Consider the following 23281-nt stretch of genomic DNA (forward strand, 5'->3'; position numbering starts at 1 on the left):
AGAATTTTCGGTCAAATAAAGCGATTCGACCGGTCCGGCGACGCCTGGCCGGCGGCCCTTGTTTGATGAGCCGACTGCGGAAAATGGCAGAATGATCCGGGGCAGAATGATCCGGGGCAGAATGATGAGGTGCGTGTGGGCGAATGCCAAAACGGCTGCTCCCGAATGTAAATCACGGCCCACGTGATCCATGGCATGACGAACATGCCCTACCCGTCAGGGGTCGGGCATAAGCGTTGGTGTCTAGCCTTTAGGCGATTCCCGGACGCTGCTTCGCAGCGAGAGTCGGCGGCTAAAGCCTGCGCACCAGCGCTTAGGCCCGTGCTATTAACCCCCGACCCTTTTTCGCGCCGAATCGCCACGGCCTCATGGTTTTCAGACGGACGACTAGGCCGTTTTGCTGTCGACGCTGGCGGCGACGCTGGTGTCGCTGTTTCGCAGCAATTTGGTGAACTCGTCGACACCCTCTTGTTCTTCTTCCAAGATGTTTTCCAGGAAGATCACCAGCGGGCGATTGCCCTCGGCCATTTCCAACGCCTTGGTGTACATCTCCACGGCTTTCGATTCGAATTCCAAGCTGTTCTGCAGGATCTCCTGCAAGTCACGCGTCTGCTTGATCTCGTTGCGCGTCGCGGCGGGCACGCCGCCGAGTGCGACGATCTTGTCGCCGACCAGTTTGGCGTGGCCGAACGATTCTTCGGCATTGTCCATGAACGTCTTGGCATACACTTCGCGCCACACCCCTTCCACGATGAAACTCGCTTGAGAGTACTGGGCGACACCCGTCCATTCGTGCTTGAGACATTCATTCAGTTGGGCGATGACGGCTTCGTTGTCCATTTGTATTTCTCCAGTTGGGGATTGTTGTCCGTTGAATCATTCACCATAGCGCTCCAGTCGGCTCGCAGGCAACCGATATTTGAGGCAACGTGAGCTGATTTTTCGAAACTCGTTCCCCGCCGACGCCTTGTTGAGAACCGTTCGAGACAGCTTGCCGACCAGCCGGCATTCTGTTGAAATCCTTTCTCAAAAAGCCGCCCCAAAATCCCCGCGGCAAGCGTCGCGGCCTGTTGATTTAATCAGCCGCACGGCACTAGCCGCGGTTCTTGGCGTCACAAAACCGGGGCTAGCGCCCATCGGCTGATCGTTTGCATGTTCATTTCGATTCAATCAACAGGCCGGTGAGCGAGCGGCCATGCACCATGCCGAAACGAACACGCGCCACTGGCTCACGCCACGTGCTGGCATCACCATCCCGGCGGGAAGCATGAGCGACCGCCCCATGACCTCCCCAACCCCATCCGCAAGTGACATAGCAATGCCTCAACCCTCCGAACTCCGGGTGTGTTTGACCACCGTTGCCGATCAGCAACAAGCGCGCACGATCGCCCAAGCACTGCTGGAACGTCGCGTCGCCGCCTGCGTGCAAATCGATGGCCCGATCGAAAGTCATTACTGTTGGGACGGACGCGTGTGTTGCGAACCGGAATACCGTTTGGTGATCAAGACCGCCGCCGGACAACAGGAGCGACTCAAACAGACACTGCGCGAGCTGCACCCCTACGACGTCCCCCAAATCGTGATCCTTCAAAGCATCGACGTCGACCCAGACTACGCATCGTGGGTCAACGACCAGACCTCGTAAGTCGGCCGGGGATAGGCATCCAGCGGTGTCACTGGGGTTGTCAATTGGATCAGTGACGGATTGGACCGTAGCGGCAGTCGCCAAGACTTTCGCAAGCCGCGGGCCCGCTCTACTTACTCCAACCCTTCGATCCCCGGCGGTGGGATCAGACCGCCGCCGATGTTGCCCAGGTTGCGGGCAAAGAAGCGGGGTTCGATCAGGAATCCGACGCCCACGTTGTCTCGTCCCGTGTCGACGTTGACATTGACCCGCAACAACATCGATTCGCCGATGCGTGTCAACCCGTACGATTGCCCGACCGAACCGGTGTTGCCGAAGTCATAGGTCATGCCGCCGGAGAAGATCCATTTTTCGTTCATGCGGTAATCGTACGTCGTGCGGAGCACCGTGCTGCTGATCGGGCCTTCCAGTGACAGCAGCCCGATGTAGGTGTCACTGACACCCGGCCGGCTGGTCCGCAAGCCCGCGCTGATCGATCGCAATCCGCCGTCGAAAAAGTCGATGTAGCCGTCGCTTAAGATCGAATAACGGTCGCCGAGGTGATAGCGAAAATCATACGTCGTCGGACCGACCGATTCTCCAAAGTTGTCTCGATCGGACTTGGGGAACAAGATCGTGTCAAAGTCCAACTGCATCACATCGACGATTCGTTCGCGACCCGGCAATCCCCGTTTGGTTTGGAAACGTTGGTGCAGCCCCAGACGCAATTGTTGCAGGTCGTCGGCGATCACGTCGCTGGGGCTGGCCACGCCGCGTTGGATCCCATGACGAAAGGCGTAGGTTCTGGGATCAAACTGACTGGGCAAACTGCCGCCGAAGGTCGTGCCGATAAAGCGCCGGCGAAACTGTTCCTGGGCGTTATCGTCCAGGCGATCGTAAAGCGGCAATTCGTCCAGATCGGTATTGCTGTCGGCGTACCAGTATTCGGCCGTCCAATCCAGCTTGTGGGCCAGCCCGCGCATGTTCAGCAAGCTGCTTTGGATGGTCGGATCGATGCGGACCATCGGCAAATTGAATTGCAGTCCCGCTTGGCCGAGCAATCGCGTCAGCGACTCGCCGTCGGCCGCTTCCCCGTAGTGGGCGGCTTCGAAGGAGGCGACAGGGCGGAAATGGAACGGACCCAGCGGCACACCGATCGAAAGTTCTTGCCGCGTCGATGCGACCAACCCGTCCGCGGCGACTTCACCGGGCAACGGAAAGTAGTTGGCCGCTTCGGCCGGATCGGTCGGTGCGTCGGCAACATTCAACTTTGAGTACGACGCGTGATTGTGCATCTGCCACGTCAACCGCTCCTGCAAAAACGTGCCGCCGAACAGGTAATGATTCAGCGCCGGCAGCCGTTCGGTTTCCTGAAAGAAATCGTTCACCTGGGCATTGGCGGACAAATCGAACAGCTGATTGTGGTGGTACTTGCGAAGCCGCAACCCGGTGACATGGTCGGGGTCATTGTCCCATTCATTCTCCAGGTACTGTTCCAGAAAGTTGCGATCGCTCAACCAACCCGATTGCGCGATGAATTCATAGTCGTTGGCCAATTGTTGGCGATGCCGCAGCAACGCCCGACCTCGGTTTTTCGTTTCCGGCTGCAACGACAACCGGTCTCGTCCCAGGCGGTCTTCCCCGCTGTCGTAAATGCCCCAAACGTCCAACACACCGCGGGTGCGGCCGGGAATGCTGAACAACCCCGGAAGATCGTATTCCAGATGGGTGCCAAACGCGGGTCCACGATCGCTCAAGTAATCCGTGGAGATTTCCCAGTCGACGCCCTTGGGCACGTTGTCGATCCCGAACAGCTGGAACACGTCCCAGTCCAACATGACCTGGGCGCCGAAGTTGCTGTCGTTATTGATCTTGATGTCGGTGACATAAAACACCGGGCGTTCCAGGCTGGTCGAAAACTGTGGCCAGTAAAAAATAGGAATGCCGCCCAGGAACACAAAGCTATTGTTGCTGCGAACAAACGGGTCTTTGTCGGCGACCAACATCCCGGTGCGCGGATCGATCAGCGTGCGGGTCCGTTCAAAGAACTCCAATTGCTCACTCTGCAACCAGTACCGCGGCACGCCCATCCGGCTGCTGGTCACGGCGGCATCGAAGGCGCGGTAGTTTCCGCGTGCGACCTGCTGCAAGACTTCGGCTTTCAAACGCACCACGCCCTGGTATTCCGGCACCGTGGTGATCGCTTCGGCATCCAACACCATCCCGGTTTCACGGGTGACGTTGTAAAACATCGAATCGGCGTAAATCACATTGTCGCCCTGGCGGAACACAATGTCGCCTTCGAGATACAGTTCGCCCTCGGCGGCCGAGAGGTCGGCGGTTCCATCGAAAACGTGTGACAGGTTCGGCAGCCAGCCCACGACGCGGTCGGCGGAAATGGTCACCGTACCGAAATTCATGAACCGGCCGTCGTCGAATTGGGCCGACACATCGCGAACGCGGATCGTCACGCCGCCCCGCGCCAGGATGACTTGTTCGTTCGTTTCAGGACGCAGGACACTGTCGATGATCGGCGGATGCGACGCGCCTCGGGCATCGATTTCGACACTCTTGCTGCCACCGCCAAAAAAGAACTGAGTTCCACCGGTGGTCGCTCCGTCCTCGAAAACCGTCGGCGGCGGCGAGTCGGTCGCCAACGGTAGCCCGCCCGATGGAGCCATGGGCTGTAGGGGAGCCAGATTGTTGGTCGGCGGTGCCAGGGTGGGGGCGAGCGATGGCGAGGGGATCGACGAAGGTCCATCGGTCACGCTCGCGTCGGGGACCGGCTGGGTGAATTGAACCTGGCCCACCCCATCGGCTGTTTGCGATGCCGCGGAGGAAGTTGGCGTCGGCCCGACCGCCTCGATCGAATCGGACGGCAGAAACTCCAGCAGGAAGGGACGTTGATCCGGTTTGCCGCGGTAGTGGGGAGCCTGGACCGAGGGGTCGTCGGTGGTCGTCCACGTCGCCGTCCGCGGTGTCGGGTCGACGCTGCCATCGCTGCGACGACGGCCCTCGATGACCAGCCGATTTCGGACGCGGCCGTGCGGACCATCGGACACGATCAACACGCGATCGGCCCGAAACTCCTGAGACTGGTGACGCAGGACACAGTCACCTTCCAACAGCGACGCCTCCGCGCCGTCGATCTGCCAACGGTAAATCGTATTTCCGCTGGCCGAAATCGAAGCGGCCGGCTGTTGGGCGGCTGACGGTTCGATGCAGGAACAGGTTGCGATCAGCCAGATCGCCGCCAAATGCAAGCAAAACTTTGGTCCACGCGCAGGCCCCCCGGGTGATCGCCCGGAGTGTTTCCGGGCGGTCGTTGGAGGCGAATCGGCGATGGCTTCCGTGCCGGCCAAATTGCGTGTCGGGATCGGGTGCGATGAAGGGTTTTTCAGACCGGCGCGTACGTTCACCGGTCGTCGATCGCGCGATCCTACGAAGTCACGGGGATCCGTCACAAGCGGAACCTGGGGAAACCGCCCTGCCAGCGGGAAGCGTCAGCGAGCGGCCCTTGCCAGCGGGACGCGTCAGCGAGCGCCCCCTGCCAGCGGGACGCATCACGGCCTGTCGATTTACTCCGATCCCACGTGGGATTAGCCGTTTCGCGCGAGCGTACGGGCATTGAAACAGCAATCGTTTGCACCGGCGTCCGGAGGCTCGCGCCATACGGCTGATTCATTCAACACGCCGGTCAGCGAGCGCCCCCTGCCAGCGGGACGCATCACGGCCTGTTGATTGTCTGCGGTTTCGGCGGTGGGGTCCGGGGTATTGCCGGGGGAACGGAGCCCGATTCTCGAGGCCGGCTTTGCTACACCACCGCTGGGGCAAGACCAGCTGAATCTTTTTCCTGAAAATCTTGACGCGGTGTTCCCGCATGACGATCGAGCCCGATTGTTCGATGACCTTCTGCGACCCCTCGACTGGACCGATTGGGAGACCGCTCCCGATCTCACTTAAGGGCAACCGCCATTTCATCCCCGAGCGATCGCCGGTGCCTTGCTGTCTTCCCGATCCGGATCGTAACTCCTGGTCCAAGATTGACCTGACGATCACCCGCGACGACGGCGTGGTGGTCGACGTCCAGCTGCTGCGGCCTGACCAGTGGATCCTGGAGAACAACGTCTTCGTCGGATCGGCCATCCCGATCCACGTCCAAGAACTCGACGTCCACGGCACAGCCACCGTCAACGCCCTCTCGGCCTGTCCCGAGCTGGCCTTGGGACGTCTCGATTGTATTACTGATGGATTCAGTTGCTTTTGTTCCGTGCGTCATCAAAGAACACGACGCTCGGTTCGCCAACGGCGATGGACAGCTTAGCCTGGGGTGAGACCGGATGAGCCCCAGCGAATCCGGACGTAACCCCAGGTCCACGCACACCAAGAAACCTCCCCCTTTCGGTCGGCCGGCGGCTTTGCCGCCGGCCGACCGATAGGGGGAACGGGTGGGCTCTCTTTCTTTCCTGGGGTTGCGGTCACTCCGCTGCGCTCGTTCCCTGACCCCAGGCTATGGATGTGTATGCCCTTTGGGCAAGTGCTGCGGAATGAATTCCGCAGCATCGTAAACCAGCCTTCCGGCGAACAAAGAAGATCGATGATTACCACCGATCGGTACTAACCCAAAAGTCGCTCAGGAATTCAATCGACGTCCTTCGGCGACGGTGAATGCGTCACCGGCCGCTTCGTCACCCGGCAGGTCGCCGAGACTGTCCGCATCACTTTAGCCGATGGCACGCAGCTCGAAGGCACCCCGGTCCACCCGATCTGGAGTGTCGACCGCGGCGACTTCATCGCGCTGAGCGAACTGGCTGTTGGCGAACGTCTGCAAACCGCTGGCGGCCCGCTGGCGATCGCGTCGATCGAAACCCGATGCGTTCCGGTTCCAGTCTACAACTTCGAAGTCCGCGGCCAACACGTGTACCAGGTCACCGATGTTGGTATCCTGGTGCGCAATGCCGCGAATTGCATATATGGCGCGGTGAGAAGATTGTCGTCCGCTCTTGACTCTACGAATAAAACCGTCAAAGAATTTCAGATGATCAAGACACTGGCCTACGAAGACCGCAGTGTGGGGCGACCGAAGCAACTTGTTGTCGAATCTCCGAACTCAGACGCGATCGCAAGCGCGATTGAGTCACTTGATGGCGTCAGGAACACAATGGTGGTCCTCCAATCGACCAGCGAAGAGACATTGACGATCGGCGGCGGCAACGGCGGGCTTTGTGTCATCGATTTTTCTACCGCAAATGAGCAGTTTTTGACATTGCGTCATCAGCGGGCGAGTGACCGAGAACGAGAAATCGTTTCGGGCGGACAGTTGGCACCCTTTCGAGAAACCTATCTCATGCCCTTATCCGTAGCCATCGAAGTCGCGTCGAATTGGTCTGGTGGAACACCCGTCGAACCCGAGGGGTGTCAATGGGCAAACTCAAGTGAAGTCTGTTGACGGGAAACTTGGATTGTGTGTTGGAGCCCATGATGAGCTTCGCCAACAAAGAAGTGAGGTGATTGAGCATGCATTGGTTTTGCCACGATGTTGGTACCGGGTATTTGGTCGATCCCGCGGAACCCGCCGAGGGAGACAAAGTAGAGATTCTTGAAACTTGGGAGCGATTGACGTTTCTTCCAAAATCGTTTTTCGGTTTGGTCAACGATGACGGACAGACATTTCAATTCCGGCGAGAGCTTGACGGCAGAATGCTTTTCGACATCCCGGACGAGTCGATGGGCGGTTCATGGCAATCGTTCGGAACGCTTGAGGAAGCACGTGATTCGATGCTCCAGTTCCTCGACTCTGGACAGCTTCCAGACCGGGAAGGGATGACGTTTCAAAGCTGGCACTAGACCACAAGGTCGGAGTAGTTTCTTGCGCCGGGAAGTGTCACGGCCCGTTGATTTAATTCGATCGCACGTGGGATCAGCCGTTTCGCGCAAGCGTACGGGCGATCAATACCAAGAAAATACACCGTCGCCCGTAGGCTCGCGCCACACGGCTGATTAAATCCACAGACCGACCCGGCCACTCGCATACGCGTCGTGATGGCATCACCACTCGACCAGTGACTCCCGGCACCTGCTGGCATCGTAACCCGGCCACTGGCTTACGCCACGTGCTGGCATCACCCGGCCACTGGCTTACGCGACGTGCTGGCGTCACCGGGCCGCTGGCTTACGCGACGTGCTGGCGTCACCGGGCCACTCGCTTACGCGTCGTGCTGGCAGTGCTAACCGCCGCTGGTTTTTTCCAGGTGCTGGCAACATCAGCGGGGCACGTAGATCCGCGATGCACCGTGCGGCGGGTGCATGCGAACGTTTAGCAGGTTGTGTGGATCGCGTGCGCCGGCTTCGATCGCCAAATTCATCGCGGTTTGCCATTGCCGCCACGTGTCCACTTCACCGGTCAAAATGGCGACCCCGTCGGCGACTTCTACCTCGATTTCGTTGGAGGTGTCAAAGAGTGCGAACTTGAGTTTCCGTTCCAAATCCTTCCGGATTTCCTTGTCGGCCTTCGGTTTCCATTGGTCGTCGATCGCCAGGGCGTTGTTCACGTGAACCACCCCCGGAACGCCGTCGACGATCCATTCGGCCAACTCTTTCTCGAACCGACTTTCCACCAATCCGTACAAACTGACGTGGGCCGCCTGAGAGTGGATGCGGAAATCCCGTCGATCCAGATTCGGACTCCGCGCCAAAGCAGCTTGGCTTAGTCGGATGATTTCGGCATCGGAGGGCACGTCACCGTCAAATCGCACCTCCAACTCATTGGTCACCCGCATCACACCGACGATCCCCATCGCCAGCCGCTCCGCCTTCTCCTTGACCCTCAGTCGTCCGACCGCACCTTGCAATGTGACCACCCCCGATTCGACTTTGGGGGTGATTTTGTCGGCATAGGGGAACACGATCGGATCATTCGAAAACGCACGGGTCAACGATCCCTGGATGGTTTGGTCGGTCACGGTGGCGTAGCGATCGGCACGCCGCGTCGGGTCCAGTCGATCCGGATCGATCGCGACCTGATCGGCACTGACTCCTTTGACGCCCCAGATCTCCGCGGCTTCGATCAAATTGGCTTTTTGTGCCGCCGATCCGACGGTGCCGGTAAGCTTGACCATGGCGTCTTCGACGTCGACGCGGATTTGCACGTCGTCGAAATACACCGAGTTGACGATCAGGGCTTGAATCTCGTCGCGCAATTCATCATCGGTCCGCGGTTTGGTCAGAGCGACGGTCAGTTGATTCTGGACGTCCACCACTCCGCGCACCCCCGCGGCCGCAGTCTCCGCGAGTCGTTTCTCGGCAAGCGAATCAACTTTCCCGGTCATCGCGACACGCCCGTTTTCGACATTCACGACGATCTCGGGACGATCCAGACTGTCGTTGACCCGCAATCGCATCAACACGTCCTCGCGGATTTCATCATCACTGCGGGAGGTTGGCTCAACATAAATTTGGTTGATCACGCCTTGAACCGATCGCGTGCGTTTGGCGATCTCGCCCGCACGGCGTTTCTCCATCAAACTGGACACCGTTCCGCTGAGCGTCACCATCGAGTCGTCCACTTCGACGGTGATGCGGTCGGCCGCCAGCGACTCCGCATCGTCAAGATCCGCCTTGATCGCGGATTCTAACTCCCCGGGATCAAACACCGGCCGCTCGTTCGCTGACGCGCCGCGTTCGGCAGCTGACAGCGATGGCGGGCCGAAAAAGGGAGGACCGGACATCCACGTCATGGACGCAGCGGCCGAAAACGAGAGAGTGATAAACGCGAGCGATCGACAATTCATGGCGAATACATTGTTGGAACGAGTTGGGTCGGACAGTCGTCGACCATTTCAAGGTCGGCGTGGGGCTAAGCTTCGCTTGTCTTGAGCGCCGAGTTCGGAGAACACGGCGACTCTCCGAACGCATCGTCAGGCCGAAAATGAAATTGCGTTCGGTGGAGCGGTTGGTCTTGTGTGGAACTCCAAGTCAGGAGGGCATTCCGGCCGGCAACGCCGTCACCTTCTTCAGCGGCTGGTTACAACATGTGAATTCGACGGTCGGTGTTTCGCAGTTGCACGGCTGGGTGATATGAATCTCCAAATCACATGTTTGACATCGATACATGTCACCGGTTTTCGGCGGTTCTTCTTTGATGGGCATCTTGGATCTCCACAGAAACAATCTTGGATGGTGAGGCCCGTGACGTTCACCACGAACCGCCACAGACGGCTATCGAGTGACGCACTTCTCGTACCGTAACGGCTTCCCCCTACCGCATCAGGGCTTGGATTCAGGCGTTCGGCACCAACAAGCATCAGCGAGGACGGCGTGTTGACCGATTGAATCAACGTCCTACTTCACTGGCATTTCCACGTGAAGCCGACGACCTGTCAGTTCATCCGTCCAACTGGTCCCTCAGCGACCATGCTGGCGAAACTTAGCGCAAACATTGCTCGCCGCGTGAGGTGTCTGTCGCGGTCAAACGCTGATCGGACAGGTCGGAATGCGAATTGCGACAGACTTTCTCTGCCGCTCGCATGCCCGACCTGGATGTGTCGGCGAGCCTTTTTAGAGTTTGTTTGACAGGAGACCCAACATGTTGATCGCATTTGATTCAATTCGCGGAACGAAACTCGCCGGGACCGACGATGAAGTCGGCACGATCCAGGACCTCTTGATCGACACCGATGATTGGCTGACCCGGCACATCGTCGTCGATACTGGAAAATGGCTGCCCGATCGTCGCGTGCTGTTGCCGCCGAGCATCCTGGGCCGGTGTGATTGGCAGCAACGGGCGATCGCCATCGACCTTTCGCAGCAGCAAGTCAAAGACAGCCCTCACGTCGACTCGCGAAAACCGGTGTCACGTCAAATGGAAGCCGAACTGTTCAAGCACTACGACGTGCCGGCCTACTGGGGACCGGCGGGAGTCTCGTTGGCTACCGGGACGGCAATGAGCATGCCACTCTCGGCGCACGTGCCCGTTGGGGAACAACAGGCAATCGAAGAGGAACTACCGCCACTACGCAGCGGCAAAGAAATCCTCAACTACTCCATCGAAGCATCCGACGGGGACCTGGGTCACGTCGAAGATTTGATCGTCGACGATGCGACTTGGGCGATCCGCTACGTCGTGATCGACACCAAAAATTGGTTGCCGTCGCGCAAGGTGCTGATCGCGCCGCAATGGGTCGACTCGGTGTCCTGGTCCGAGACCACGGTGCATGTCGACCTGACACGTGACCAGATCAAGAACTCGCCGGAATACGATCCGTTGACGCCGATCAATCGCGGCTATGAAGAACACCTCTACGACTATTACGGCAAAGAACGTTACTGGTTGCCGTGATGCGATCGATGAGATTGTTCGACGACGGTTCGGTTGAATGACTGGGCGGTACGACGTCCTTTTCAGGACGTCGCTCGGGAATGCTTTAGACGACCGAGCGGACCGGCCATCGAACCGCACATTAAAGCGACCGCCCCGGAAGGGCCGTCGTACAGGTGTAATCGTAAACGTCCGTCAGGCGTTGACGTCGACCACGATGCGACCCTTGACTTGGCCGGCCAGGATTTGTGCTCCCAGCGAGGGCACGACGGCGAGGTTGGCTTGCTGAACCATGGCATCGAGCTTGTCCAGTGGCAGATCGGTGGCGAGTCGTTTCCAGGCGGTCACGCGTCGCTCGTACGGCTGCATCACGCTATCGATTCCCAACAAGTTGACTCCCCGCAACAGAAACGGAATCACGCTGGCGGGGACTTTCGCACCGCCGGCCAGTCCGACCGCGGCGACCGAGCCGCCGTAGTTGAGTTGGCCGAGCACTCGTGCCAACATCTCGCCGCCGACGGCATCGACACAGCCCGCCCAGGTTTCCGATTCCAAGGGCCGCTTCGTCACGCTGTCGATGTCTTCGCGCGGGACAATTCGCGATGCCCCGAGCGACTTCAAATAGTCCGCCGCGGCCGGTCGCCCCGTCACCGCGGCGACCTCATAACCCAAGTTCCCCAAAACCGCGGTTGCGATCGAACCGACGCCCCCGGCGGCTCCGGTGATCAGCACTTCGCCCTGGTCGGGCTGCAGTCCGTGGTCTTCCAACGCCAACACGGCCAGGATTGCGGCAAAGCCGGCCGTCCCGATCGCCATCGCCTGACGTGTGGTCAGTCCCTCAGGCAATGGCACCAACCAATCCGCGTTGACGCGTGCTTTTTGGGCGTAGCCGCCCCAATGCGTTTCCCCGACGCGCCAACCGGTCAGCACCACCTGATCACCGGGCTTGTAGCGCGGGTCGCTGGATGATTCGACCGTTCCGGCAAAATCGATTCCCGGCACGTGGGGATAGGTGCGGACCAAACCACCGTCGGCACGCATGCACAACCCATCTTTGTAATTGACGGTGCTGTACTCGACCGCGACGGTCACGTTGCCCTCGGGCAATTGGTCTTCGGACAGCGTTTGTACCGCGGCGGAGACCTCCGACGGGCCTGTTTTTTCGACGACAAGAGCTCTAAATGTCATGGGGTGTTCATTGGGTCAGTGATGAGGATGAAAACGTCGCTAGACGGAGAACTATTCCGGCCAGCCCTGCTCCAGCACTCGCTTCATCGCGCCGAGCGTCTCCTTGCTGACGTGGTGCTCGATGCCTTCGCTATCGATGGCGGCCGTCTGGTCGCTGACGCCCAGCTTCTTGAGGAACGCCTCGACGACCTCGTGCCGGCGACGTGATTGCGATGCCAGCCGACTGCCAGCGGCCGTCAGTTCGACCGGTTGGTAGGGCGCCGTCGTCACCAAACCGTCCCGCTCCAAACGCTTGATCGTATTGTTGACCGTCGCGTGCGTCACCGCAAAGTGCTTGACCAAATCGACCGCGCGGCAGACGCCGTGCTGGTCGATCGCATCGGCGATCGCCTCCACGTAATCCTCGGCGACTTCGCTGGCGTGATCCGATCGGGTTCGTTGGTGAATTTTACTGGGCAATTTGCGACCGTCCGACGGTAATGAAGGTGGGGGTTCGTCCCCTAACTTGAATTGCAATCGCAATAGGATACCCCCTGCCATCGGAATTCTTACCGCAGCCCTTGCGTCGTTTGCAAAGAAACTTTATTTTGTCGACTCACTGAAACTTAGCCCCGGCTAACTTAAGACCGGAAAGGGCGGAGTTTGTTCAGCAAACGCGGACTGTCCAGCGCGACGCCGGGCCCCCTCGCACAACACCTGAACATCAACCGACCCCAAAACTTAGCCGAAGCTAAGTCCTTTTCATCACCCACAACCGGGAGTCAGAATTGAATACCCCGCCTGCTGCGGACCGCCAGGGTCCCGAGTCGCCCGCCGGATGCCGCACCAACCACCCCCGCGGTTTCACCTTGATCGAACTTCTGGTCGCGATCTCGATCATCGGTGTGATGGTGTCGCTACTGTTGCCGGCCGTGCAAGCGTCTCGCGAGGCGGCGCGACGGATGTCCTGCAGCAACAACTTGCGGCAAGTCGGGCTGGCGACCCAGAATTACCATTCGGCGTTTCGCCAATTTCCGCCCGGTTATGTTTCACACCCCACGACCAACGGCACCGCGCCAACGGTGGTCCACATGGATCCGTTGACCTGGGACGCCGGACCGGGTTGGGGATGGGCCTCGGCACTGCTGCCGTTTGCCGAAGGCAATTCGGTGTTCGAGAGTTTGCGGATGGAGCAACCGATTTGGTCGAGTGACAATGCCGACGCGATCTCGTCGACAATTCCGATGTTTCTGTGCCCGAGCACGACCGGCGGTGACGAGCCGTTTGTCGTTCGCAACGAGCAGGGCGATCCGCTGGTGGTGCACGGGCGTGAAATCACACTCGGCCGCAGCCACTACGTCGCCAGCCACGGCCAGGAGAGTTGCTGGGGTGAGTGCGGATCCGCGGCGACCGGTGAAGTGTTCACGAACATCTACACCGGCCAGACGACCATCGTTGCGATCAACGGCGATGCCGGACAGGTCGCCGACGGGCCGTTCTTTCGCAACTCCAAGACCAAGTTTCGAGACGTGTTGGACGGGCTGAGCAGCACGATCTTTTTCGGCGAGCACAGTTCGGCGCTGAGTGAAAAAACGTGGGTCGGCGTGGTCCCCGGCGCGTTCACGCACCCCCAGTTTTCGTCTCCGGAAAACGGCCCGGACGCCGCCGCGACGCTCACACTGGTTCACGCCGGTCCCTCCGGCGGCGAATTGGATATCACCGGCAATCCGATCATCCACCCGATCAATTTCCCCACCTATCACGTCGGCCAAATGTATTCGCAGCATCCCGGAGGCGGCTATGTGGTGATGGGCGACGGGTCGGTCCAGTTCATCACGAACTTCATCGATCTGTTGATCTGGGCCGAGCTCTCGAGCATGCGTGAAAACGAAGTCATCGACTGGGATCAACTGTGATGAAATCCAATCGCGAGAAAAACAATTCGTCGTCGGGTGGACGCTACCTGGGTCTGATGATGGCGGTGATCGCCTGCGCCGTGTCGATCTGGTATTTCAGCCGCTCACCGGTTGCGCTCGATGGCGACGGCTACGATCTGACGATCGCACTGTATCGCGTTTGCAACCAGCGTGACACCGAAGGGTTGAACCAGATCGCGGGCCGGTTGAAAGAGATGAATCCGTCGCAACCACAACAGGATGCGTTAAGGGGCATCCTGGACGACGCCCGGCAAGGCGATTGGCGGGCCGCGATGACCGCCTGCCGCAGCCTGCTGGACGATCAAGTGCGGCGCTGATCCGCTGGACGGCGCCACAGCGACGTAGCTACGCTCGATGCGAGCGTGGAAAACCCCGGGGATCCACCTTCTGGCGAAGGTAGCTACGTTTGATTAGACCCTGCGGATAAACTCTTCGGCATACGAGCGGACTTCGCGACCGTTGAGCACGTGGACCATCCGCAATTGCTGGACCTGTTCGTCGCTGAAGGAGCTGAGCGGGACGTGCACGAGTGTTTTTTTGTAGTGGCGGGCCAGTTTTCGCCAGCCGCCGCCGGGCGGCAGCGCGCTCAACAGCGCGACTTGGCGACCGCGGGCGTGCAAACACGCCGCGGCGATCAACCGTTCCTCAAGCGTGCCGGTGAAATCGATCCGCGGGTCGGTCCAAATGTCGGGGATCATCACCGGCGGGTACAAGAACATCGCCCCGCCATAGCGGCTGAGCCCGATGCCGGGGCCGACCAGTTCATCGGCAAAGCTCGTGGCATAAAACGCCAGCGTCGACTCATCCTTGTGTTCGGCAAACCACGTCGTCCGCCAGGGGTAATCGCGTGGATCCGAAGGTGAATCGAACAACATCACACAGGCATCCAAGGTGCCACGGCTGGGCGGGATGACTTTCACGTAGATCTGGCGATCGTACCAATGGCGCAGCGTGTCGCGGATGTCGATCCCGTCCTTGACGCTGGTGGTGAATTTTTCGGTGCGTGCCAGGTCGTTGCCGACGATCGCCTTGGCCCGATCAAAGACGCGGGTTCGAAAGTTCTCGATCCGTTCGTCTTCGGGCGGATAACTGCACTGCGTGTAAGGATTCCACTGGTACTTCCAACGGCTTTTTTCCGGCGACGACGGTTTGCGTTTCAGCTGGAGGGTGCGCCAACAGATCGGCGGGCCGGGCAAACGGTTGACCATCGAGATCAATTCGCCGTCGGGCAGACGGGCCTGGTCGATTCCCAATTTGACCTCCTCCAGATCGCTAAGCCGGGCCGATTCGTCTTCGGGTCGATTGGCATAGGAATACTGGTTGGCCAACTGGGCCACATGCAGCGCGTATTGGTCGCCCATGATCTGCTGTGCGGCGGTGACGATCGTGATCAGATCGGGAGTCATCCGCCGGGACATCAGCGAAAGATTGCGGATGTATTGCAGGCACTTTGACAGGTGCAACGGAGTGATCCGCCGGGCGAATTGTTTCAACTCGCCGCGGTAGCTGGTCCGGGCCGCGATCAACAATTCTTTCACACCATCGATTTGCAGATCCTCGTCCTCCTCCAGTTCACGGCGAGCGCGTTCGTACAGCCCGGTGATGTAGGGCAGTTCGCCGAACAGAAACATCAACGTCCGTGGGTCGATCGCGTACCGCTGGGGTTCCCGGACCGGATCGTGCTCGGGGAAATCGAAAGGTTTGGATGATTCGCTTTTGCTGGCCGCCTGGGACGAAAACGATTCGGTGTAGGCTTCGCGAATCCAAGGCCAATTCAACACGCTGGTTACGAACAGGATTCGGTCATAGCGTTTTTCCAGCTCCGCCAGCCGGTAAGCCATGTGCACGATCCGCGACCGAGTCTGTCGATCCGGCGGCCGCGGCAGACTGGGTAACACCGCCGCGGCGAACCGCTCGGCGGTGACGTGGCGGACGGCATAGGGATCGGGCATGACCGAAGAAAACGGCAAGAACGGATCGGTTTCCAGATCCACGTAGGCCCGCGGGATGTGTTCACCCATCGCCGCGCGGATCGCCATGATCACCGGTTGGCAAGGATCGATCGGAACGTAACTGGCGGGATCCGAATCACCATCCCCACCCGAGTCGTCTTCATCCGCTTCGGCATCGTAGGGGGTAAAGCCGGATTCGAAATCGGGCCGAGTGAAATCGGACCCCGGTTTCTGAATCACGATCGACGGCCGCGGCAAGTCCAAGATCGCCGCCTCGGTGCTTTCACGAAACGACTCGGGAAGCGGAACGGCGACACAGTCGAAGTCCTGTTCCAGCATCCAGCGACGGACAGTCAAGGCGAACTGACCGCTGCCGTGGATCACCGGCAAGACGGCGATCGATTCCCCCAGCCGAAGGAGGGCGGGCGGGTGGAATTGGGGTTCAGTTTCTCGGTTCATAGAAACAGGGCTTGCGGACTCACAAGGTGACGAATATCATCCCCGCTCCGGTGTTGCGAGCGAATTATCACCGCAATGGTGCACGGATTCGTGCCGCGGTGCACGCGACCTGGCGCATTTGGCCTGCGATTGCCGGCCAGTCTAACAGTTATTTTTGGAAACGCAGGTGTTCATTCCCACCTGCGTTTTCTTTTTTGACGGGCCTGTCCTCATTCTGCCCCGAATCATTCTGCGATCGCTCTGTTGATTTCCGCTGCCGGCATCTGTCCGCCCGCCAGACCGCGATAGCGGCACCGGCCCGTTCGACGTATTCTATCCGCTGCGCGACTGTCACGGAGCCAAGCAAATTCCCCCCGTTCGCTCGCGGATTGACGTTTCGGTTTTCGCTTCACGAAAGCCCCTTGTCGATGGACAACGGATTTTCAGCGAATCGAAAAAGGCGGCCGATGGGTTCAATCCGACGACGACTGCTGCCCCTGCGTTTCAGTCACCTGACAAGTCCTTTTCGAAACGAGGTGATAGCTGTGAATAGGTGGAGACTTGGTTTGGCGATCGCGATCTTGGCGTCGCTGTTCGCGGTGGCGCCCTCGGGCGCCGCGGTGGCTCAAGAGGCGACGGACGCCGCCGCGTCGCCGGCGGGCCTGACCGACGGACAAATCGCTGACGGCACACTGGCCGCCCACAATGCCTGGATGCTGGTTTGTTGCGCCCTGGTCCTGTTCATGACCGCGCCCGGATTGGCGATGTTTTACGGCGGTCTGGTGCGTCGCAAAAACGTGCTCAGCGTGATGATGCAGTGCATCTTTTTGATGGGACTGATGACGGTGATCTGGGCCACCTATGGGTACTCGCTGGCCTTCGGCGGCAGCGGCGGCTGGATCGGCAACGGCGACTACCTGTTCATGAACGGCGTGCAACGGGAATGGAGCGAGATCGCCGGTCAGCCGGTCACGCCGATGGAAGATAAGATTCCCCGGCTGACGCACATGCTGTTTCAAGGCATGTTCTTCATCATCACCCCGGCACTGATCTGCGGGGCCTTTGCCGAACGGATGAAGTTCAGCGCGATGGTGGTCTATTCGATCCTGTGGGGCACGTTGATCTACTGCCCGCTTTGTCATTGGGTCTGGGACAGCGGACCGTTGTCCTATGGCGAAGACAGCATCATGGGAGGCGCCCTCGATTTCGCCGGCGGTACGGTGGTTCACATTTCCAGCGGCGTCTCGGCGTTGGTCGCGGCGATCCTGATCGGGCCACGGATGGGATTCCCCAACGAACCCTTCCAGCCCCACAACTTGACCTACACCGCCCTCGGTGCGGCGATGCTGTGGGTGGGCTGGTTCGGCTTCAACGCCGGTAGCGAATTGATGAGCGATGGCATCACCAGCAGCGCGTTCGCCGTGACACACTTTTCGGCCGCCGCCGGCGCGGTCGCCTGGGCGATGACCGAATGGATCGTGTTGGGCAAACCGACCGTGCTGGGCGCCAGCAGTGGTGCGGTGGCCGGATTGGTGTGCATCACCCCGGCCGCCGGATTCGTCCAGCCGATGCCGGCCCTGATCATGGGGCTTGCCGCCGGCGTCGTGTGCTATCTGGCGTGCAGCAAACTCAAGCACACGCTGAAGTACGACGACGCGTTGGATGCGTTCGGCGTTCACGGTGTCGGCGGAACACTCGGCGCCGTCTTGACCGGCGTGTTCGCCAGCCGAGCGTGCTGGGACGTGACCGGCAACGGGACCAAGATCGGGCTGCTGGAATCGGGCAGCCCGGCGCTCGTGATCGGCCAGATCGTCGCCGTGCTGATCACGTTTGTGTTTGCAGGCCTGGGAAGCTTGATCCTGTTCAAATTGATCGACGTCGCCATCGGGCTGCGAGTTCCCGCCGAGAGCGAACAACGCGGGTTGGACATCACCGATCACGGTGAAGAGGGTTACATGTTCGCATAGCGTGGACGACCGGAAAGAGCATGCCGATCGCGGCGGTGACCAACAGGGTGGCCGCCGCGATTTGCTGCGCCGACCCCACGCCGTCGTAACGTCCGCCCGCGCTGATCGATTCGGCCACGCTGCCCCACAAGAACGACCCCGTGGACATCGACAGCGCCATCGCCGTCAGGTAGCAACTCATGCCGCGGGCCCGCATCCGACCGGGCAAGGTGATTTGCGCGGCCGTATTGAGCGTCGTCAACGTCACCATCCAGCCGCACCCCATCACCAACGTCGCCGCGACCACGACGCCTCGATGGGTCGACGACGCCATCAACGCCAGCCCGCCGGCGAACACCAGCATGGCCAGGGCGATCGTCGCATCGCCTCCCAATCGACGCTGCAACAGCGGCAAGAAACGCGCCGCGATCAGCGCCCCGCCGCCGACGCTGGTGACCAAGATCCCGAATCCGTCGGCACCCCAATCGAGTCGCTGCCGGGCCACCAGCGGCAACAGCCCCCACAGCGCGCTGCCCGGCACGATGAACAGACACAATCGGATCAGCACATGCCGCATCGCATGATTGCGGTACACGTAGCGGAGTCCTTGATACAGCGACAACCGATAGGACAACCCGCGCGTCGATTCACGCCGCTCCCGTCGCCACAGCAACAACACCACGATCACGCCGGCAAACGAAACGGCATTGAAGGAGAACGCGATCCAGGCGCCCGCGATGGCGACCAACGCCCCGGCGATCGCCGGCCCCGCCGACCGCGCCAGATTGAAATTGATGCTGCCCAGTGCAATCGCCCGCGACAATTGCGCTCGCGGGACAAGCTCGGGAATCGACGCCTGCCAAGTCGGGACGTGCAAGGTCAGCCCCAGCCCGATCAAGAACGTCAGCCCCAACAGCAACCAACTTGTCATCACGCCGGCGGCGGTCAGCGCCGCCAGGCTCGCCGCGGTCAGCAGCATCAACACCTGCGTCGCCAGCAACAGCCCGCGACGGTCCACGCGATCGGCCAGCACTCCGGCGGGGATCGCCAACAACACGATCGGCGTCGCCATCGCCGTTCGCACCGCCGAAACCATTTGCGGTGATGCATCCAAGTCGGTCATCAACCAGCCCGCCCCGATCTCATGCATCCATGTGCCCAGATTGGAAACGAACGACGCGATCCAGAACGATCGATACACCGGATTGCGCAGCGGCATCCACGGCGAACCCTGGTCTGCAGATTGTTCGTCCCCGCCTCTTTCGAGCGTGGCGGACGCATCCCCCCGACCGCTCTCGGGCAACACACCGGTCGCCGGCGAAGACGTTTCACTACCGGCGATCGCCGGGTAAGCTCCCGAAGAGTTGCTCGTTTCGTTTTGCACGTTTTCCATCACTACACCATCGCAGCAGATCAAATCTCGCAACAGGGGCCCGCGGCGAACGCGCCAAACCACCGTCTCCGTCCCCTTCCGAAGGTCGTGCGGTTTGAAACCTCTGATTCAACAGGCGTTTACGCTCTTCACCCTCCCTTTCAGGGAGAGTCGCGGAGGAGTGAGCGTTCGGAGCGGGGAGGGTTCGTTGTGGCTCGGAAGCACTCAAACACCACCAATCGACCCTCCCCTCGCTACGCTCGACCCTCCCTGCCAGGGAGGGTGAGATCCGAAAACCGCACGACCTGGGAAAAAGCCATGCCCCGCTATGACTGGATCCTCTTTGACTTCACCGGCACGCTGATGACCCCGGATCCCGAACCGGCTCAAGCGTATTACTCGGCCGCCAAGGCGTCGGGAAGTGAACATTCGCTTCCCCAGATTCGCGACCAATTGAAAGCCGCGATGAAACGCCATTTTTTTCAAGCGGACATCGACCTACCGACCGACGAAGCGGGGGAGTATCGACGTTGGCGACGGATCGTTGCCGACGCCATCCCGGACTTGCCCGACGAGTCGGCCGACAACGTTTTCGATTCGCTTTGGAACCACTTCGCTTCGGCGGAAACCTGGCGGTTGTACGACGACGTGCTGCCCACGATCGGTCGGCTCAGGTCGAAAGGCTATGCGATCGCCGTGGCGTCGAACTTTGACCGTCGTCTGCCGATCATCCTCCACGACATGGGCCTGATCGACCAGTTCAACGACGTGTTGATCAGCAGCCGGCTCGGTTGGTCCAAACCCAGCACCCGGTTTTACGATGCCGCCGTCGCTCGGCTGGGTGCCACTTTACGGGGCACCGAGCGGTCGCGATTGCTGATGATCGGCGACACCAAGCGAGGCGATGTGGACGCCGCCCGTGAAGCGGGATTGGACGCCCGACTGCTGGTTCGTGGCGGCGAGAACGCCTTGGCGGAACTCACCGCTGACCTTTGACACCGCGACGACTCACCGTCTGGCGTACACTGCCTGGCGTACACTGTCTGGCGTACGAAGTCCTTTCGAGACGCGTCTTTCTTAGGATTATCCGAGGACTCGCCGCAGCTCCATCACTCGGATCGGGTGTTCGGGGTCGTCTTTCATCTCGATCTTGTGCTCGGTGTACGACCAAGGCCGTTTGCCGATCCACTCGCGGAACTCGTTGGCGATGATCCGGAACGGATCACTTAGCAACACCACACCGCCGGGGGCCAAGTGATCGATCAAGCACTGTTCCAGCTCGGGCCACAATTGCCTGAGGTAGGTGACATCGCTGCCCAGGATGACCGGGAATTTCTGGTCCAGTCGATCGATTCCGAACCGCAACCGACGGATCTGGCAGCGATCGGCGATCGCGTGGCTGCTCATCCGCACCAGATGCAGGGGGTCTTCCACTCCGTCGGTCAGGATCACCCGGGCTCCTCGCAGGGCCGCGGAGATGCCGGCGTGCCCGGTGCCGCAGCCGAGTTCCAAGACCGATTGACCGTCAAGTTGTTGAGTCTCTAAAAACTGGTCCAACCCGGAAGCCGCCCGCCAAGTGGCCGCCCAAAACGGGTCGATGACGCCGGTTTCCCCGTCATCCTGGCGTTTGCAAGCATCAATCAGCATTGCATCGGGATCTGCCGCGACCGCCAGCGGCCAGGTTTGACCGGCGATCGCCGTCTGCTCCCACCGCCAATCCAGCACCGCGTCGGCTTTGGCGATCAATGCCGGCGGGATTTCGCCATGGCTGTCCGTCGCGGCGTTATTTTCGGTGGCGGTCGGTTCGCTGGCGGTCGGTGTGGCGTCGTCGTGTGTCATGTCGGCAATGTAACATGCCGTCGAATTGTTGCGCCCCGTCCGCAAACGTTTCCGTCCCTACTACACTTCGTTTCGTCCCCGCCCGCCTTCCAATCCCAGCGAGAGCCGTTTGTCTGATTCCGCCCCGCCCGATTCTCGCCCCCCCGATTCCCCCCCGGAATCGACTCCGCTGGCCCCGTCTGACCAAGCCCCCTCCAGCCCAGACCGCTCGCGTCTGGGGCCGGCCGTTTGGGTCACCGCTGCCTGCTTCATCGGCCTGTGTGCCAGCTATGGGTGGGCGAGTGTCGCTGCGTCGTCGGTCGCCGCGAATTTGACGCTGGCCGTGTTCCAGATTTCGATGATCTCGATCGTGATTTGGCAGGCCTGTGAACCGTTTGCCGACGCCGCCCAATACTTGGGCGAACAGTGGCGGATTCCCAGCAGCGTGCGCGGAGCGACACTCGATGCGATTGCCAGTTCGCTGCCAGAGTTGTTCACCGGGTTATTCTTCATTCTGTATGCGATGAGCACATCGGTGTTGGAACCGGGGGACCGATCCGATCTGCACGCCGGTGAAGGATTCGGGGCGACGATCGCGACCTGTGCCGGATCGGCGGTCTACAACATGATTTTGATCCCGGCGTTTTGCGGCATCGCGATCGCACTGACGCGGCATCGAAAACCGGTCATCGAGATCCATCGCACCGTGATCACCCGCGACGGGTTTTGGTTTCTCGTCTGCGAAGTCGTCTTGGTCGCGTTTCTGTTCAGCAAACAACTCTCCTGGCACCTGGCCGCGATCCTATTGGGGTTGTACCTGGTCTACCTGGTCTGGTTGTGGGTTGATGCCCGCAAGTACCGATTAGCCCGGACGGTGGCGGTCCAAACGCTGCAATCGATCGACCAGCCCTGTGAACAGCAAATCGGTGAAGCGTTAAGCAACGGCGGAATCAACCCGACGCCCAGTCTGGTCGACTACGTCGGCCGCGAACTGCGAAACAACGGCGATGGCGAAGAGGAAGAAGGGGATGACGAAGTCGACTCGGCCGGCATGCTGTTCGGCCGGATTCAAATCCCGCTGCGACCATCGATCTCCTACAGCTTGCTGGTCGGTTCGACCGCGATCACCGCGATCGCTTGCTACTGGCTGGTGGAAGTCACCGTTTCGATTGCCAGCTCGCTGGACATCCCCGTGTTCTTCGTCGCCGTGATCGTTGCCGCGGCGGCCAGCAGTGTTCCCGATACGCTGCTGTCGATCGGGGCGGCCAAACGCGGTGACGACGACGGTGCGGTCAGCAACGCGTTCGGTTCCAACATCTTTGACATCTGCATTTGTTTGTCGGTTCCGCTGATCGCCGGCATCGCGCTCAACGGCGGCCAACCGATCGATTTGTTGGTCGACGGCCGGCCGATGCCGGGGTTGTTCGGACTGCAAGTGCTGTTGTTGACCTTGACCGCGATCACCCTGGGAATTCTCTCGCACCGGCTGCAATTGACGATGCGAAAATCGTTGGTGCTGGTCGCCCTGTACTTGGTGTTCATCGGCTACGCGGTGTTGGGATCGCTGGGCTTTTAGGACATGATCCCAGCTCGCCGCGTCAGCGAACCGCTTGCGTCTACGAGCCAACCATCGCTTTGACGTCGCCACACTCGCCAAAGCGTGGACGTCGCCGGGGGATCCACCTTCTGGCGAAGGTAGCTACCTTCAAGC

19 protein-coding genes are annotated in these 23281 nt (G+C 60.3%); 10 read left to right on the top strand and 9 right to left on the bottom strand.

The genetic code is table 11. The features are described 5' to 3' along the window. Nucleotides 1-387: 387 nt before the first annotated feature. The gene (locus tag H1B37_RS07625; RefSeq protein ID WP_182866043.1) at nucleotides 388-840 is read right to left on the bottom strand and encodes a ferritin-like domain-containing protein; all 453 of its coding nucleotides are present in this window, start codon (nucleotides 838-840) and stop codon (nucleotides 388-390) included. A 478-nt stretch (nucleotides 841-1318) separates the two neighbouring features. Here H1B37_RS07625 and cutA point away from each other — a divergent pair, with 478 nt between their 5' ends. Next, nucleotides 1319-1645: a divalent-cation tolerance protein CutA gene (gene cutA, locus H1B37_RS07630; RefSeq protein WP_182866044.1), complete on the top strand. Its 327-nt coding sequence runs from the start codon at nucleotides 1319-1321 to the stop codon at nucleotides 1643-1645. A 113-nt stretch (nucleotides 1646-1758) separates the two neighbouring features. Here the strand turns inward: cutA and H1B37_RS07635 are convergent, their stop codons facing one another. Beyond that, on the bottom strand, nucleotides 1759-4887 hold the full coding sequence (locus H1B37_RS07635; protein WP_182866045.1) for an LPS-assembly protein LptD: 3129 nt from the start codon (nucleotides 4885-4887) through the stop codon (nucleotides 1759-1761). A gap of 734 nt (nucleotides 4888-5621) precedes the next feature. On the opposite strand from H1B37_RS07635, the gene H1B37_RS07640 reads away from it, so the two are divergent. The 3 genes from H1B37_RS07640 to H1B37_RS07650 all read left to right on the top strand — a co-directional run bounded on the left by H1B37_RS07640 (nucleotide 5622) and on the right by H1B37_RS07650 (nucleotide 7471). Beyond that, complete coding sequence (locus H1B37_RS07640; protein WP_182866046.1) at nucleotides 5622-5948, top strand: hypothetical protein; 327 nt, start codon at nucleotides 5622-5624, stop codon at nucleotides 5946-5948. Between the two features lie 315 nt (nucleotides 5949-6263). After that, nucleotides 6264-7073, top strand: coding sequence for a Hint domain-containing protein (locus H1B37_RS07645; protein WP_182866122.1), 810 nt, complete (start codon nucleotides 6264-6266; stop codon nucleotides 7071-7073). A gap of 68 nt (nucleotides 7074-7141) precedes the next feature. Further along, nucleotides 7142-7471 (top strand): hypothetical protein, encoded by a 330-nt coding sequence (locus tag H1B37_RS07650; protein ID WP_182866047.1) that lies wholly within the window; start codon nucleotides 7142-7144, stop codon nucleotides 7469-7471. Nucleotides 7472-7887: 416 nt separating this feature from the next. On the opposite strand, the gene H1B37_RS07655 is transcribed toward H1B37_RS07650, so the two are convergent. Both H1B37_RS07655 and H1B37_RS07660 read right to left on the bottom strand, forming a co-directional pair. After that, nucleotides 7888-9414: a BON domain-containing protein gene (locus H1B37_RS07655; RefSeq protein WP_182866048.1), complete on the bottom strand. Its 1527-nt coding sequence runs from the start codon at nucleotides 9412-9414 to the stop codon at nucleotides 7888-7890. Between the two features lie 184 nt (nucleotides 9415-9598). After that, nucleotides 9599-9772 carry a hypothetical protein gene (locus H1B37_RS07660; RefSeq protein WP_182866129.1) on the bottom strand — a complete coding sequence of 58 codons (174 nt, stop codon included), beginning with the start codon at nucleotides 9770-9772 and terminating at the stop codon, nucleotides 9599-9601. Nucleotides 9773-10208: 436 nt separating this feature from the next. On the opposite strand from H1B37_RS07660, the gene H1B37_RS07665 reads away from it, so the two are divergent. Then, nucleotides 10209-10961, top strand: coding sequence for a PRC-barrel domain-containing protein (locus H1B37_RS07665; RefSeq protein WP_182866049.1), 753 nt, complete (start codon nucleotides 10209-10211; stop codon nucleotides 10959-10961). Nucleotides 10962-11135: 174 nt separating this feature from the next. On the opposite strand, the gene H1B37_RS07670 is transcribed toward H1B37_RS07665, so the two are convergent. Together H1B37_RS07670 and mntR are read right to left on the bottom strand one after the other, a co-directional pair. Then, entirely contained in the window at nucleotides 11136-12128 is a 993-nt protein-coding gene (locus H1B37_RS07670) for an MDR family oxidoreductase (RefSeq protein ID WP_182866050.1), read from the bottom strand. A gap of 51 nt (nucleotides 12129-12179) precedes the next feature. After that, complete coding sequence (mntR, locus tag H1B37_RS07675; protein WP_182866051.1) at nucleotides 12180-12587, bottom strand: manganese-binding transcriptional regulator MntR; 408 nt, start codon at nucleotides 12585-12587, stop codon at nucleotides 12180-12182. Between the two features lie 389 nt (nucleotides 12588-12976). On the opposite strand from mntR, the gene H1B37_RS07680 reads away from it, so the two are divergent. Both H1B37_RS07680 and H1B37_RS07685 read left to right on the top strand, forming a co-directional pair. After that, nucleotides 12977-14023 (top strand): DUF1559 family PulG-like putative transporter, encoded by a 1047-nt coding sequence (locus tag H1B37_RS07680; protein ID WP_436298243.1) that lies wholly within the window; start codon nucleotides 12977-12979, stop codon nucleotides 14021-14023. Further along, complete coding sequence (locus H1B37_RS07685; protein ID WP_182866052.1) at nucleotides 14023-14361, top strand: hypothetical protein; 339 nt, start codon at nucleotides 14023-14025, stop codon at nucleotides 14359-14361. Before H1B37_RS07680 ends, H1B37_RS07685 begins: the two co-directional genes overlap by 1 nt. Nucleotides 14362-14454: 93 nt before the next feature. Here H1B37_RS07685 and H1B37_RS07690 read toward each other — a convergent pair whose 3' ends face one another. Continuing rightward, a complete protein-coding gene (locus H1B37_RS07690) occupies nucleotides 14455-16455 on the bottom strand; it encodes a hypothetical protein (RefSeq protein ID WP_182866053.1) in 2001 nt (666 codons plus the stop codon). A 551-nt stretch (nucleotides 16456-17006) separates the two neighbouring features. Here H1B37_RS07690 and H1B37_RS07695 point away from each other — a divergent pair. After that, entirely contained in the window at nucleotides 17007-18401 is a 1395-nt protein-coding gene (locus H1B37_RS07695) for an ammonium transporter (protein ID WP_353620801.1), read from the top strand. Here the strand turns inward: H1B37_RS07695 and H1B37_RS07700 are convergent. After that, a complete protein-coding gene (locus tag H1B37_RS07700; protein WP_286177513.1) occupies nucleotides 18364-19773 on the bottom strand; it encodes an MFS transporter in 1410 nt (469 codons plus the stop codon). The two genes, H1B37_RS07695 and H1B37_RS07700, sit on opposite strands and share 38 nt — an antisense overlap. A gap of 297 nt (nucleotides 19774-20070) precedes the next feature. Here H1B37_RS07700 and H1B37_RS07705 point away from each other — a divergent pair, with 297 nt between their 5' ends. After that, complete coding sequence (locus H1B37_RS07705; protein WP_182866055.1) at nucleotides 20071-20748, top strand: HAD family hydrolase; 678 nt, start codon at nucleotides 20071-20073, stop codon at nucleotides 20746-20748. An 87-nt stretch (nucleotides 20749-20835) separates the two neighbouring features. Here the strand turns inward: H1B37_RS07705 and H1B37_RS07710 are convergent, their stop codons facing one another. Then, complete coding sequence (locus tag H1B37_RS07710) at nucleotides 20836-21591, bottom strand: class I SAM-dependent methyltransferase (protein ID WP_182866056.1); 756 nt, start codon at nucleotides 21589-21591, stop codon at nucleotides 20836-20838. A 109-nt stretch (nucleotides 21592-21700) separates the two neighbouring features. Here H1B37_RS07710 and H1B37_RS07715 point away from each other — a divergent pair, with 109 nt between their 5' ends. Continuing rightward, nucleotides 21701-23146 carry a sodium:calcium antiporter gene (locus tag H1B37_RS07715; protein ID WP_182866057.1) on the top strand — a complete coding sequence of 482 codons (1446 nt, stop codon included), beginning with the start codon at nucleotides 21701-21703 and terminating at the stop codon, nucleotides 23144-23146. Nucleotides 23147-23281: the final 135 nt, after the last annotated feature.

The organism is Stieleria mannarensis (assembly GCF_014154935.1).
GTDB classification, from domain to species: domain Bacteria; phylum Planctomycetota; class Planctomycetia; order Pirellulales; family Pirellulaceae; genus Stieleria; species Stieleria mannarensis.